We start from the raw sequence: 13,311 nt of genomic DNA, 5'->3' as shown, positions 1-13,311 counted from the left end.
GTTTTTTTTGTATGCGCTTATTTTTCGCTAATAAAAGCCAGGATATCTTTATTGATGGTATCCCTTCTGTAGTAGGCATTCCATGTGGAAACCGGGATAGGTAATTAAAGTACCATTTTGGACTAACTTAGCCGCTCTTCTGCCCGTTATATCAATCGGTACGATCTGATCATCTTCACCATGCAATACTAAGACAGGAATTTCTACTTTTTTAAGTTCTTCCGTAAAATCAGTTTCAGAGAAAGCTATGATACAATCATAGTGAGCCTTAATACCGCCCATCATCCCTTGCCGCCACCAGTTGTCCATCACGCCTTGTTGTACATTCGCGCCATCGTGGTTATAGCCATAAAAAGCGAGGGGAAAATCCTGAAAATACTGCTGTCTACGTGTTGCAGCATTCAATCTTATTTCGTCAAAAACCTCCATTGGTACACCATCGGGATTTGTAGCACTCTTAGCCATGGTCGGGGTAACCGCACTGATCAATACAGCTTTTGAAACCCGAGAAGTACTGTGATTGGTTATGTAGCGAACGACCTCGCCACCACCTGTTGAGTGACCAATATGGATGGCATCTTTTAAATCCAATGCTTCTACCAATTGTGCAATATCCGACGCATAGGTATCCATCTCATTTCCCGTTGCCGTCTGTGTCGAGCGACCATGACCCCGGCGATCGTGTGCGATCACACGGTATCCTTTTTCGAGGAAGTACATCAACTGCGCGTCCCAATCGTCGCTGGATAAAGGCCAACCATGATGAAATACAATCGGTTGTCCAGTTCCCCAGTCCTTGTAATAAATTTCTGTTCCGTCTTAAACTTTGAATGTTGCCATGATGAATAGTTTAAGAATTTTATTGTTTACATGATATGTTAATTGGATTGCAATTCATAGTCCAACAAACATATACAACTGTATTTAAGTATATTAAAAAATTAAAAGTCAATTTAAAAACAACGATATTTCGTTATTTATACAACAGATTCATTCGTTTTTACGATATGATCTATTATCCTGCAAGAGACTTCTCGTCGTGTGCTCACCTGTGTTTAAATAGTATTCATATATTCAGTTTTCACCTAATATTTGAACCAAATCTTCCGCTCCACCGTCAAATTTCTGTCCATTAACAAAAAATGTCGGTGTCCCATTAACGCCGCTCAGCATACCACTTTCAAAATCGCCATCCACGCGATCCTGCAACGCTTCGTCCTGCAAATCAGATTTGAACTTCGACATGTCCAAATCCAGTTGCTCGGCGATATCCAGCAGCAATCTTTCGCTCAGCAAGTTTTGGTTTTCAAAAATGGCATCATGCATCTCCCAAAATTTCCCTTGCAGTGCTGCAGCCTCCGCCGCCAATGCTGCGGGTTTTGCATAGGGGTGCATCTCCGAAAGCGGAAAATTGCGGAATACAAACCTGATCTGGCTTCCCAGTTCGGCCATCATTTCTTTTATAATTGGATGAGCTGCACCACAATGCGGACATTGGTAATCCCCATATTCAACAATGGTCAGATCAGCCTGGCCATTTCCCAATATATGGTCAGCATTGCTGACCTTCGGTTTCAATGACATAATTATTTTGATTTAAGATTCTCCAATGCTTCGATGATACCGTCTGCACCCGGATTGACCGCAGTCGGAGACAGATAACTCCAAGCGATAACGCCCTCCTTATCAATCACAAAAAGTGCGCGCTTGCACTCCCCTTCCTCTTCATCGTAAACACCATACTTCTTGGCGACCTCGCCTTTAGCTTCAAAATCGGCTAAAAGTGGAAAATGCAGCTTTCGGGATTGCGCAAAGGCCATATGGCACCATTTGCTGTCAACGGAGATACCCATAATCTCCGCATCATATTTCTTGAAATATTTGAGCATTTCATTATATAAGGCCATCTGATCGCTACATACCGGACTCCAATCTGCCGGATAAAATGCCAAGATCACATTATGCCCCTTGAATTCTGATAAGCTAATTTTTTGATCGGGTGTCGCATACAAGGTAAAATCAGGGGCAACATCATTTTTGTTTAACATATCAACGTCTTTAAAGTTTAACTACCATTCATGCTGCACAACCTTAAAATAGATCTGCATCACCTTTAAATAAAGCACTTAAAAGCAAAAATTGTTTTAAAGAAAAAATAGCTTATCCACGATCTGACTACAAGATCCGTTGATCTGCCTACCTCCAAAATCGGTGGATCGGCCATCTTTGTATCATCAATTTATTTAAAAACAAAAAAACATGAAATCACAAAAGGTATGGTTCATCACTGGCGCTTCCAAAGGGCAAGGTCTCAGTCTCGAACATCCACAGTCGTTCAGTAAGCTCTTCAAAAAGAATGTCCAACAAAGCCCTTAGAGTTTAGGCAACTTTTCAGTAGATTATTTATCTTTATTCCGCGTAATATCCCGCTACGCCAATGCCAATCGTCCAAAAGAACTTTGACTTTTTAAGGTCCTCCAGCAGCATATCCGCATTGTCTTCGTATTCGCCATCGGCTTTGATTTCCTCAATCTCCTCCTGAACATCCTCTTCAGTAATCTGTCTCCAGACACCAACAGAGCTATTTAAAAATGTATAGCAATATCCCGCTTCGGCATCATCAACCTCACCCGCATTTTTATCACGCAGGATGCTTACAAGTTCGGTCGCTTCGACCTGAAACGGATTAACACCATAGATACTGATTTCAGTTTTTTCTGGATAGGGTCCATTGATGCTTTCTATAAATTCCAATGTTCCCTGATCATTAAAATCAAGTCTCAATTCGAGTTCATCATAATAATATTGGTCGTCCAGCGCATCTGAAGGAGCACCAAGTACATTTTGAACTTCAGCACGGCCCGCACCGAGATTAACCTGACCAATACCTTCAATTTGAATCCCAACACGTGGGACTAGTTCGATCTTTTTCATCCGTATTCAGTAAATTATAAAAAGGATACCTGCATAAATAACACTTGAACATCTGCTATCGTTTTATCCAATAATGAACATAGCTACAGCTTTATGCTGACATAAATTTACACTAATTCCCATTAAATAATTATTAACATTTTTAACTTTTCTTACGATCCTTAGCGCACATGATAATTCGCATACTCAGCCAATTATGACTAACTTTAGGAATGCATCAAAAATCGACGATTATGCAACAGACGCTAGCGACATTAGACAGTTATATCCAAAATCTAAGACCTGAACTGTATACCTATCTACAATCCCCGTTATCGGCAGAAGATTTTAGGGCCCTTGAACAGAAATATGATATTGAAATACCTCATGATCTTAAAGCACTCTATCGCTGGAAAAATGGGCAGCGCAATACAAGTTATGAAGCCTTTGTTAACAATTCGACTTTCATCCCACTAGAAGAGGCGCTGGATACAGCGCAGGAATTGACAAATATGATTGGTATGGACTTTGAAATCGAAAACTGGTGGAATGAACGTTGGATCCCTATATTCCACAACGGCGGTGGAAGTTATATCTGCTATGATCTAGGTGGCATCTTTACCGGACAGGCAGGTCAATTGATTGAATACTGGAATAAAGAAAATGACCGGAATGTTATTGCACCTAACCTCGAAGGTTTTTTAGGGCTACTTAACGACTATTATGCCCATACGCCTAAAGAAAAATTCGATGATTTTTTTAGCCTAGATACCACAGGCGAATATCCCAAACGGTTTAAGGTGGACTAACAGAAACTCATCGCCCTCATTTTTTTCTCTCGATGAATTTTTAAATTTATTATACCTTTTCCCGCTGTTTCTCTTTGGAACCACAGGATAAAAACAGCGTCAACATACAATAAAGAGTAACAAAAATTAAATAAATCCTTAGCTTCATCATACTATTGGTCTTTACACTAAACCGAAGAAAACAATAAATGCTGATTTCAAATGACAGCATCAACAAGATGCCAACCATAATGGAGATGCAAAATTTCATCCAGTTCCACACATTAATAAGTTAAAATCAAAAGATATACTGTTTTTATAGAAGGTAAAATAGGAATTTAAACGAATAGATAATAACTTTGGACAGATAACACACCGTCCGTTATACGAATCAGGCCTTCATGAAATCGAAAAAAGTAAATACTTGCGACCACTCCTGCCTTATGTGCCGTTATGTCCTACAAGACTGGCTTGGGCAAATCGACCTGCACCGCACAAATATCAGATTGAAAAAAGGCGAGCAGTTTATTACCGAAGGGCAATCGGTTCGGGGTATTTATTTTGTCCAGTCTGGACTTGTCAAAGTTCACCGCAATCTTGGAGATAAGGAAACCATTGTTCGTTTTGCAAAAAAGGGAGATATCGTAGGCCATCGCGGTATCAGTACTGAACAAACCGTCTATCCCATTTCGGCAACTACCTTGGATGTCACGCAGCTCTGCTTCGTGGAACTGCCATTTTTTCTGTCCACACTGCGCATAAATCCCGAATTGAGCTATCGGCTGATGTTATTTTTTGCCGACGAACTACATCTTTCTGAGCAAAAAATGACCAACCTGACACAGCTTCCTGTTAAAAACCGACTTGCTTGGAGCTTATTGTTACTCTACCGTATTTTTGGCGAGGAAAACATGGACGGATATATCGGTCTCACCTTGAGTAAAAAAGATCTTTCGTCCTATGTAGGCACTACTTACGAGACCGTTTACCGCATGCTAGGTGAACTTATCGATCTAGAGGCGATAGCGATGGACAAAAAAAATATCTTTATTAAAAACTTCCAGCTTTTGCATGATCTTTCGGAAGAAAATATGGGGAGTGAAACAGCCTAAGACGGCTAACGACTCCCCAATCCATATACTTCCCTAAAAATACATCACACTAAAATTTATAGCCTAAACCGACCCCCAAACGCCACTTGCCATCAGCAGTACCCGTTTTCGCCGCGTAAAATGCGGGCAGCTGAATAGCAATATGCCGGAATACGGCCGTCAGACCAAAGCCTAGAGACGGGGTGACCCAGGAATTCTTTGGCTTCCCTGCTTCAACCTTATCTTCTTTAAGTTTTAAGCTCGGCAATAAACCCAACAACAGGCAACTTTTCGGGCTGAATATATATTTCACCGCTGGTCCAGTACAATTGATATAAGCACCATGATCAGCGTATCCTGCCACGACAATTCCCTCAAACAAACTCCCTTTGACTGTTTTTTCCTGACTGTAAGACTCCATGCTAATAGCTAACAATAGAAGTAACATGAATACTTGTTTTATCTGATGCATAAAAATCTAGTTTTGTGAAGTCGACACTTTTTCTTTTTGATGATAGGTATAATAGATAGCCATCCCTGTAAACAGCAATCCGCCGACAATATTTCCAGCTGTTACAATCAGCTGATTGCACAGCCACCAGTCGGAGATAGTCACTTTTGCACCGAACATCATCCCGGCAGGAATCACAAACATATTGACCACTGCGTGCTCATAGCCTAATGCAAAGAATATAAAGATCGGAATACCTGCAGCCAGTATTTTGCCAAGAGTAGACTTAGACGTCATGGACATCACCACCCCCATACAGACCATCCAATTACACAAAATAGCTTTAACAAAAGCCGAAAACAAGCCTGCTGCACCATGGGCGCTGTATCCAAGCGTTTTCTTTTCGCTGATCAGGATCAGGCTCTGTTCGATGTTTCCGAGCTGGCTCGAATGTCCAGTTTCTGTACTAGCAGCCCAAAATAAAATCGCAAAGAGGACACTTCCAAGCAAGTTGCCTAGAAAAACCCAGAGTAAATTATTGGCCATAGCCTTAAAATTGATTTTACCTTCAAACCAGGCTAAAGGCACGAGAGAGAAGCTGCCTGTCACCAATTCCAAACCGAGGATGACGATAATAACAAACCCTACAGGAAAAACGAATGCACCGACTAATCCCAATCCTGTCTGCGAAGTGGCCAAAAGTGCGAGTGTAACAGAAATTGCCAATAAGGCACCTGACAATGCTCCCCGTATCAGTAGATCTTTGACCGGAAGCGAAGATTTGTAGATAGCGGTGTTCATCATGGCACCAGCTACCTCTTTAGGGCTAATATAATCCATCGTATTTTTGTTTTAAAAGGTTTTAGATTCAATTATTTTTATTTCTCCTAAGCAGTCATCCCAATAAAAACACTTCCGTTCTCCACCTTCACAGGATAAGTCTTAATGGCACATTCGTCACCCGAAAGACATTCGCCTGTATCCAACGCAAAGGTTTTCTTATGGAACGGACAAGCGACTTTAGGTGTTTCACCCAAAGAGCCCAGCATACCGCGGCTTAAAATCATCTGCCGTTTATGCGGACATTCATTTTGTGTGGCATACCACTCATTGCGGCGGGCGAAATAAAACAGCGCCACCTGTTCGTTATTCAATTTAAGACAGACTCCACCATTTTCAATAGCATCTTCTACCCGACAAGCCTTCAGCCATTTCATGTCAATTTGCGTATTCATATGATTTCAATTAAAAGGTTTAGCGATTTTATATTTAATAGGTACTGACGTTCCAATCAGCAGCTTTTTTTTGTCCGCGAAAGCTGTCAAAGCGAACAGTTTCATCCTTCTCTTCGGGTGCATTAACAAAGTGGACAAAGCGTTTGCGAATTTCCGGATTCTCCACTGCTACCTTCCATTCACAGCGATAACTATCGACAAGCAGCTGCATATCCTGCTCCCAGGCCTCCCCCATACCCAGGCCATCCTCTACCACAACATTCCTTAAATAATCTATTCCGCCTTCCATTTTATTGAGCCAGGTAGCAGTCCGGGTCAGCGGATCCGCAGTGCGGATATAAAACATCAGGAAACGGTCAATGTAACGGATACAGGTTTCACTATCGATATCCGATGCAAGCAGCAAAGCATGCTGCGGCTTACTTCCGCCATTACCGCACACATAGAGGTTCCAGCCTTTTTCCGTCGCAATAATTCCAAAATCCTTACTCTGCGCCTCGGCACATTCGCGGATACAACCACTAACAGCCGACTTTATCTTATGTGGAGCACGAAGACCACGGTAACGTTCCTCTATCCGTATCGCAAAAGAAACACTATCGTGCAGCCCAAACCGACACCAGGTACTGCCCACACAGCTTTTGACAGTCCGTAGTGCCTTGCCATAAGCATGTCCGCTTTCAAAGCCGGCAGCAATAAGTTCTTCCCAGATAAACGGCAGATCATTGAGATGTGCACCAAATAGGTCAATGCGCTGTCCGCCCGTAATTTTTGTGTATAGGCTGTACTTCTTAGCGACTTCCCCGATAACAATCAGTTTATCTGGGGTAATTTCACCTCCCGGAATGCGCGGAACAACTGAATAGGTCCCGCCCTTCTGTATATTGGCCAAATAACGGTCATTACTATCCTGAGCCACATCATTACCCTTGCCAAGAATCATCTCGTTCCAAAGGCTCGCTAGCAAGGAAGACACCAACGGTTTACAGACTTCGCAGCCATGTCCGCGGCCTAGCGCATCCAATACATGATCGTAACTTTTCAGCTCATGGATCTTGATCAGGTCATATAGTTCCTGGCGGCTCAGATCGAAATGTTCACAGATGGTACTCCGGATATATTTTCCTTGCTGTTTCATCGTATAATTGACCAGGTCCTTGACCATCGGCACGCAGCCGCCACATCCCGATCCAGCCTTGGTACATTTCTTTACCGCATCTGCATTTTCACAATGACCAGTTATCACAGCATCACAGATCTGTGCTTTAGTGACACCTTCGCAACTGCAAATCAATGCCGCATCAGGAAGAGCCTCCAGACCAGCAGAAGCCGACTTACTTTCGCTCTGCTGGCCAAAAAGAAGGAGTTCAGGGTGTTCCGCCAACGGCAGGCTATTATTGACCATCTGAAGCAACATGTTGTAACTTGCCGCTTCCCCGACAAGTATCCCACCCAGCAGACGCGTTCCATCTTTACTTACGTTCAATCGTTTATAAATACCTTTATTACGATCCTCCAATAAGATCGTGCGTGCATAAGGCTCACTGATAAAAGCGTCTCCAAAACTAGCCACATCAACTCCCATCAGTTTCAGTTTGGTGCTCATGTCAAATCCCTTAAAGGATTTCTCTTCCCCCACAATATGAGATGCCGCAATTTCAGCCATTTCATAGCCCGGTGCTACCAGACCATAGATCATATCATTCACTAAGGCACACTCACCGATAGCATAAACTACAGGATCAGAAGTCTGCATCTGCGCATTAACCAATATTCCGCCCCTTTCACCAACATCCAGTCCAATTTTCTTGGCCAGCTCATCACGGGGACGTATACCTGCTGAAATCACCAATAAATCCGTCTCTATCGACGAACCATCCTGAAAAGCAATCCCCGTCAGGCGATCATCCCCCAGCAATTGGCTTGTCGACTTTTGCAATAAACAGGTCAAGCCTAGTTCTGACAACTTTTGTTGCAACAACATACTGGCGCTATCATCAATCTGACGCGGCATCAGGCGTTGGGCAAATTCGATCACGGCAGTCTCTTCCAGACCAAGATCCACCATTGCTTTCGCAGCTTCGAGTCCCAAAAGTCCACCGCCCATTACTGTACCACGCTTCGCTTTTGCCGCATAAGCTTTGATCAGATCCAGATCTTCGATGGTACGATATAGAAATACCCCTTCCTTTTCAATGCCCGGAATCGGTGGAACAAAAGGAGCAGAACCAGTCGCAAAAACCAGATAGTCATAATTGACTGTGATACCTTTTTGAGATTCCACTTCTTTTTTTAATCGATTTACAGCAACAATTGGATCATCTAAATGAATTTTTACATTATTTTCCAAATACCACTCATTTTTTAACAAGAAAAGCTCGTCAATAGACGAAATTTTGAAGTAATCTGTCAAATGAACACGATCATAAGCTCGTATCGGCTCTTCTGAAAACACAATTATTTCCAGATCGTTTATTTTCTGCTTTAATTTTTCACAAAACTTATTACCGACCATACCATTACCAACAATAACAACCTTTTTTCTTTCCATAACTGCTATTTTTTATGATAAAAATTCAATTTAATATTTTAACAACACTAATTTATGCAATAAAAAATTAAAAAATCAAAATAAATATGATTTTAGTAATATTTTTTCAATAAAAAACTGTAAATAATTGTAGTTTTTATGATTTATATCAGATTTTTTAATAGATTTACATATAATTCAACAACAAAAACAACAATAACATGGAAAAATTAAGCACAACATCGTTATTTATTGTAGGATCTGGCCCTGGAGACCCCGAATTACTCACCCTGAAAGCATATAAAGCAATAGAAAATGCACAAGTGATCTTATATGACAACTTAATTAATAAAGAAATCCTTCAAATAGCAGATAAAAACTGTTTAAAACACTATGTCGGCAAGCATCCTTACGGAAAATACGTGCCCCAGGAAGAAATCAATAGGCTCATCCTTCACTATTGCGAAAGATACGAAAGAGTGGTACGGCTTAAAGGTGGCGATCCCTATCTTTTTGGGCGCGGCTTTGAAGAATGGCTTACCGTACAAAACAGATCAATTAACATGACCTACATTCCGGGCATCAGCAGCATGCAAGGCGCCGGCCTCAATGATATTCCGCTGACACATCGTGGTGTAAGTGAAGGCGTATGGGCATTAACAGGTATGAAAAAGGACGGATCCCTATCTGCCGATCTGGCCCTGGCAGTTCAGAGCAGATCTACTGTAGTCATCTATATGGGAATGCGTAAGCTCGATGAAATAGCACGCACCTATGTTTTGCACAGCAAAGGAGAAACAGCCGCAGCAATTATACAACATGCGAGCTTGCCGCAACAAAGACAGGTGCGTTGCAAAGTCAAGGATCTCGTCAGAATAAGCAAGGAGCATCAGATAGGGCATCCTGCTATCATTATCATCGGCGACGTAGTGGATCTGCAGCAAACATTGACAGTTGCTGCCGAACAGCGGCGCATTATTTAGGATCGATTATAGCGTTACTTGAAATATAAGTAAAGCCTATTATTATCCACTTTATTGCCGGACTAAAACAGACAAAGGTCATCAATACCTGCGAAGACTTTAATATTATTATTATTTGGAAGCTTTATATCATCTACCAAATCTCGTCAGATTTGTCGCTGTCAATTGGCTAGACAATCTGCAGGTCCATATTTCTAAAGAGATTCAATTCGGAATCATTTGAGTCCAGGTCGGTGATCAATGCCGTGAGCGAATCTATTGGACACACCCTAAACAGTTCACCTTGATATAGCTTATTCTGGCTGGCTAAGGCTATTGTTTTCTTTGCACATTGAACCATCATCTTTTTGGTTTCTCCATCTGCAGCTGACGCCGCCGAAACACCGAGCTCAGGATCTACAGCACAAGTTCCCATGATAAAGATATCGGCATTATACTTAGCAACTTCCATACAGGTTGTGATGCCTGAAGTTACAGCCAGATCGGGTTCAAAATGACCACCCAAAAAAATAAGTTCCACATTTTTGAACTTCTCGAGCAGTGGCACGATGGAAAAATTATTTGTAACCATCCGAACCCGGATATCCAATGGCATAGCATTCACTACGGCCCGCGTCGTGGTGCCACCATCCACAAAAAGAGTCATGCCATCTTTCAGAAACGGCTGTACTTTTAATGCGATAATATCTTTTTCTTTGGTCAGAAACGATTGCCTATCCTGGAAAGTCAGTGGATCTTTTTCTCGCAGTATAGCACCGCCCCTGGTCTTGGAAAGCAAGCCGTTCCGATAGAGAAGGTCTATATCGCGGCGGATGGTATCTTCCGATACCGCCAACAACACCGCCAGCTCTTCAAATTTCACCTTCCTCCGGACCGCTAATTCGCGGAGGATTATCTCAAAACGTTCTTCTTTTAACATGCGATTACTTCCTGATTTTATAGATAAGAGCTACCACTAGAAAAAGCAAAGCTATTGTTTCGAAAGCAATGATCAAAGAAAAATGCTGCGCAATAGCCCCCAAAAGCGCGGGGCCCGCCAGCTGACCGGCATAACCCATTGTTGAGATAACCGGAATGGCTACCGTCGGCGAAAGTCCTCCAATCCGTCCACCCTCGCTAAAAAATACAGGTACAATATTGGCGGCTCCCAGTCCCAAAAGGACAAATCCAATGAGCGTTAGCGATAACCAAGGACTACACACTACGATCAAAATGCCCAACGAAGCCAACAAGCTACCACCTATCACCACAACCTTACTATTCAGTTTACTTACTAATCGGTCTCCCTGCAATCTCATGACCGCCATCGCAACGGAGAATGCCGCATATCCAATTCCCGTAAACTCAGGAGATACTCCTTTGTGATCCCGCAAGAAAATAGCACTCCAGTCCAACATCGCTCCCTCAGACAAAAAGGCAATGAAACACATCAGCCCAAGTATCAGCACACTCCACCTAAACCATTGAAATCCCTTTTTTGAAACCTGAGTTTCATCAATAGGAGAAAACTGGACAATGATTTCTTTTTCCCTTTGATAGCTCAGCAACTTTCGATATTGTAAGATCAGTAGCAGTATTAATAGAATAGCTATGGTAACTGCTGCATAAATAGGAATTAACCCCATCTTTATCAGAAAACCCAAGCCGATCGATCCAAATAGCCCTCCAACACTGAACAGTCCATGTAAAGATGACATTATCGGTTTACCTATTGCATTTTGAACCTGCACACCATGTGCATTCATGGCCACATCTATACCACCTATACTGCAGCCAAATATAAAAAGAACACAGGCCATCAAATAGCTATTGGTTACCATCAACAGTACAGGGAGCACTACGGCAGCTATCAAACCTGAAATCAAAATCACTTGTCTGCTCCCAACTTTCCCGATGAAAAACCCGGAAAGCGGCATCGTTAATAGTGCACCACCTCCCAAACATAACAGTAAAAGCCCCAGTTCTCCGTCATTCAGACCAAGACGGTCGTATTGATATTACTACTGCCGCGGCGGATAGGAGCCTCAACAAAGGCTATACCCATCTGGCCATTAGCGTCGGTGGAAAGGATGCTGTCGATAATCTGACCGAGCAATTACGGTCGGATGGTTATATCGTCGAAAGCGAGCCGCGTACTACGGGGGATGGTTATTATGAAAGTGTCGTGCTTGATCCGGAGGGAAATCCGATAGAAATTGTAGCTTAAATAGTTCAAAAAAGTAAAGCATCCCGGACACTATCAGGATGCTTTACCTTATTCTGCATGAAAAGTAAGCCTAAAAGGCTCTAATAAGGGCTTCCATTAGGATTTTCTTATGACAGGATCGATCCAGTAATAGTCATGGTTGGTATGAGCGAAAAACTCCATCGGCGTAACATGGCAATCAATGGTATCACTGAGCCCGTCGTCGGTATAAGTGACCACATCTTCGGATGGCATCACCATCCCGCTCATAATGGCTCCATAGTCCAAGCAGTGAAGATCAGATATCAGTACATTAACTGTGTGGGCCAGCGTCCATTTTTCCATTTCTTCCTTGCTAACACGTTTCACACGCTCGGCCAAAAACCGGGCTTCCTCCAGCTCTTTTTCGACACTGTCCGGAAAAAAAAGCAACAGGAAGGCTTCATACTTATCAAATTCTTTATTTCGGATTGCTTCATTTCGCAGAAACAGCTTCTCGCCCATCTGTCCGTACTGATCGGCATATTTTTTCAGTTCCATTTCGGCTAGTTCCTTATCCGACCATTGCTGCAATTCTGAAAGTGCATGGACCTCGGTACCATGGCCATCACACTGATTGAGATACGCCCAAATATCGCCCTGTACGACTTTGGGCTTCCTGTGCTCCAGCACATTGTATCCTTGCGCTACCCATGCTTCTATTTGTTCCCTTCTCATCTTAAGCTGTTTTTTAAAAATAAACAACAGCGCAGCTGCAATGGTTTTCTTTTTTCTATTTGAGATTTCTGGCTTTCAGTTCCGCATCCACCGCTTTTTCATTCTTTCCAAAATATTTAAAGAACAAAATGGCCAATATCAATGGGAAAATTGTAGGCCAGGTTAAACCGGCTACGAATATACTGTAGGCAGCGATCCCCAAACAAAAGCCAATAATTGATGCATTGATTATTTTCGTGGGTTTAGCTTTCTTTTTGAGAACCAACAACTCTTCATTGCTCAGTTCATTTAATTTCTTTTCTTCCATCTGGTCTGTACTTTTATAGGTTAGTTATTTTATATGTTTGATGCGAATATAATTATTTAAATGAGCAATAAAAAAACACAAAAGGTTGGAAATTAGCAAAAGAATAGCGCA

General features: G+C 42.2%; 15 protein-coding genes and 1 pseudogene. 4 read left to right on the top strand and 12 right to left on the bottom strand.

Annotation, left to right across the window (positions count from 1 at the left end; translation table 11 throughout):
• Positions 1 to 17: 17 nt before the first annotated feature.
• The 4 genes and pseudogenes from CBM24_RS06630 to CBM24_RS06615 all read right to left on the bottom strand — a co-directional run bounded on the left by CBM24_RS06630 (position 18) and on the right by CBM24_RS06615 (position 2,934).
• Positions 18 to 807: pseudogene (locus CBM24_RS06630) on the bottom strand (alpha/beta fold hydrolase).
• Positions 808 to 1,074: 267 nt separating this feature from the next.
• Complete coding sequence (locus tag CBM24_RS06625) at positions 1,075 to 1,584, bottom strand: DsbA family protein (RefSeq protein ID WP_088160608.1); 510 nt, start codon at positions 1,582 to 1,584, stop codon at positions 1,075 to 1,077.
• A gap of 2 nt (positions 1,585 to 1,586) precedes the next feature.
• On the bottom strand, positions 1,587 to 2,048 hold the full coding sequence (locus tag CBM24_RS06620; RefSeq protein WP_088160607.1) for a redoxin domain-containing protein: 462 nt from the start codon (positions 2,046 to 2,048) through the stop codon (positions 1,587 to 1,589).
• Positions 2,049 to 2,409: 361 nt separating this feature from the next.
• Positions 2,410 to 2,934: a hypothetical protein gene (locus CBM24_RS06615; RefSeq protein WP_145329227.1), complete on the bottom strand. Its 525-nt coding sequence runs from the start codon at positions 2,932 to 2,934 to the stop codon at positions 2,410 to 2,412.
• 233 nt (positions 2,935 to 3,167) lie between these two features.
• Here CBM24_RS06615 and CBM24_RS06610 point away from each other — a divergent pair, with 233 nt between their 5' ends.
• Positions 3,168 to 3,722: an SMI1/KNR4 family protein gene (locus CBM24_RS06610; protein WP_088163473.1), complete on the top strand. Its 555-nt coding sequence runs from the start codon at positions 3,168 to 3,170 to the stop codon at positions 3,720 to 3,722.
• Positions 3,723 to 4,102: 380 nt separating this feature from the next.
• Positions 4,103 to 4,813: a Crp/Fnr family transcriptional regulator gene (locus CBM24_RS06605; protein ID WP_070567486.1), complete on the top strand. Its 711-nt coding sequence runs from the start codon at positions 4,103 to 4,105 to the stop codon at positions 4,811 to 4,813.
• 49 nt (positions 4,814 to 4,862) lie between these two features.
• Here the strand turns inward: CBM24_RS06605 and CBM24_RS06600 are convergent, their stop codons facing one another.
• Genes CBM24_RS06600 through nirB form a run of 4 tightly spaced genes read right to left on the bottom strand, consistent with a single transcriptional unit; the run spans position 4,863 to position 9,029 of the window.
• Entirely contained in the window at positions 4,863 to 5,240 is a 378-nt protein-coding gene (locus CBM24_RS06600) for a hypothetical protein (RefSeq protein WP_232475702.1), read from the bottom strand.
• 30 nt (positions 5,241 to 5,270) lie between these two features.
• Entirely contained in the window at positions 5,271 to 6,083 is an 813-nt protein-coding gene (locus CBM24_RS06595) for a formate/nitrite transporter family protein (RefSeq protein WP_070567490.1), read from the bottom strand.
• Positions 6,084 to 6,130: 47 nt separating this feature from the next.
• On the bottom strand, positions 6,131 to 6,478 hold the full coding sequence (gene nirD, locus CBM24_RS06590) for a nitrite reductase small subunit NirD (RefSeq protein ID WP_088160605.1): 348 nt from the start codon (positions 6,476 to 6,478) through the stop codon (positions 6,131 to 6,133).
• Between the two features lie 34 nt (positions 6,479 to 6,512).
• On the bottom strand, positions 6,513 to 9,029 hold the full coding sequence (nirB, locus tag CBM24_RS06585) for a nitrite reductase large subunit NirB (protein ID WP_088160604.1): 2,517 nt from the start codon (positions 9,027 to 9,029) through the stop codon (positions 6,513 to 6,515).
• 200 nt (positions 9,030 to 9,229) lie between these two features.
• On the opposite strand from nirB, the gene cobA reads away from it, so the two are divergent.
• Complete coding sequence (gene cobA / locus CBM24_RS06580) at positions 9,230 to 9,991, top strand: uroporphyrinogen-III C-methyltransferase (protein WP_070567494.1); 762 nt, start codon at positions 9,230 to 9,232, stop codon at positions 9,989 to 9,991.
• A gap of 169 nt (positions 9,992 to 10,160) precedes the next feature.
• Here the strand turns inward: cobA and CBM24_RS06575 are convergent, their stop codons facing one another.
• Positions 10,161 to 10,910 (bottom strand): DeoR/GlpR family DNA-binding transcription regulator, encoded by a 750-nt coding sequence (locus CBM24_RS06575; protein WP_070567496.1) that lies wholly within the window; start codon positions 10,908 to 10,910, stop codon positions 10,161 to 10,163.
• Between the two features lie 4 nt (positions 10,911 to 10,914).
• Positions 10,915 to 11,931, bottom strand: a complete 1,017-nt coding sequence (locus CBM24_RS06570) for an MFS transporter (protein WP_232475701.1) — start codon at positions 11,929 to 11,931, stop codon at positions 10,915 to 10,917.
• Between CBM24_RS06570 and CBM24_RS27210 the strand changes: the two genes are divergently transcribed.
• Positions 11,916 to 12,197: a VOC family protein gene (locus CBM24_RS27210; protein WP_232475700.1), complete on the top strand. Its 282-nt coding sequence runs from the start codon at positions 11,916 to 11,918 to the stop codon at positions 12,195 to 12,197. The two genes, CBM24_RS06570 and CBM24_RS27210, sit on opposite strands and share 16 nt — an antisense overlap.
• Positions 12,198 to 12,293: 96 nt before the next feature.
• On the opposite strand, the gene CBM24_RS06560 is transcribed toward CBM24_RS27210, so the two are convergent.
• Positions 12,294 to 12,893 (bottom strand): hypothetical protein, encoded by a 600-nt coding sequence (locus CBM24_RS06560; RefSeq protein ID WP_070567502.1) that lies wholly within the window; start codon positions 12,891 to 12,893, stop codon positions 12,294 to 12,296.
• A gap of 55 nt (positions 12,894 to 12,948) precedes the next feature.
• Positions 12,949 to 13,200: a hypothetical protein gene (locus tag CBM24_RS06555; RefSeq protein ID WP_070567504.1), complete on the bottom strand. Its 252-nt coding sequence runs from the start codon at positions 13,198 to 13,200 to the stop codon at positions 12,949 to 12,951.
• Positions 13,201 to 13,311: the final 111 nt, after the last annotated feature.

This window comes from Sphingobacterium sp. G1-14, from assembly GCF_002196555.1.
Classification (GTDB): domain Bacteria; phylum Bacteroidota; class Bacteroidia; order Sphingobacteriales; family Sphingobacteriaceae; genus Sphingobacterium; species Sphingobacterium siyangense.
This window is presented reverse-complemented; position numbering and strand designations above follow the sequence as displayed.

Coding starts and splice junctions, on each gene's coding strand:
- CBM24_RS06625 (WP_088160608.1), bottom strand. CDS start 1,584: ATGTCATTGAAACCGAAGGTCAGCAATGCTGACCATATATTGGGAAAT.
- CBM24_RS06620 (WP_088160607.1), bottom strand. CDS start 2,048: ATGTTAAACAAAAATGATGTTGCCCCTGATTTTACCTTGTATGCGACA.
- CBM24_RS06615 (WP_145329227.1), bottom strand. CDS start 2,934: ATGAAAAAGATCGAACTAGTCCCACGTGTTGGGATTCAAATTGAAGGT.
- CBM24_RS06610 (WP_088163473.1), top strand. CDS start 3,168: ATGCAACAGACGCTAGCGACATTAGACAGTTATATCCAAAATCTAAGA.
- CBM24_RS06605 (WP_070567486.1), top strand. CDS start 4,103: ATGAAATCGAAAAAAGTAAATACTTGCGACCACTCCTGCCTTATGTGC.
- CBM24_RS06600 (WP_232475702.1), bottom strand. CDS start 5,240: ATGTTACTTCTATTGTTAGCTATTAGCATGGAGTCTTACAGTCAGGAA.
- CBM24_RS06595 (WP_070567490.1), bottom strand. CDS start 6,083: ATGGATTATATTAGCCCTAAAGAGGTAGCTGGTGCCATGATGAACACC.
- nirD (WP_088160605.1), bottom strand. CDS start 6,478: ATGAATACGCAAATTGACATGAAATGGCTGAAGGCTTGTCGGGTAGAA.
- nirB (WP_088160604.1), bottom strand. CDS start 9,029: ATGGAAAGAAAAAAGGTTGTTATTGTTGGTAATGGTATGGTCGGTAAT.
- cobA (WP_070567494.1), top strand. CDS start 9,230: ATGGAAAAATTAAGCACAACATCGTTATTTATTGTAGGATCTGGCCCT.
- CBM24_RS06575 (WP_070567496.1), bottom strand. CDS start 10,910: ATGTTAAAAGAAGAACGTTTTGAGATAATCCTCCGCGAATTAGCGGTC.
- CBM24_RS06560 (WP_070567502.1), bottom strand. CDS start 12,893: ATGAGAAGGGAACAAATAGAAGCATGGGTAGCGCAAGGATACAATGTG.
- CBM24_RS06555 (WP_070567504.1), bottom strand. CDS start 13,200: ATGGAAGAAAAGAAATTAAATGAACTGAGCAATGAAGAGTTGTTGGTT.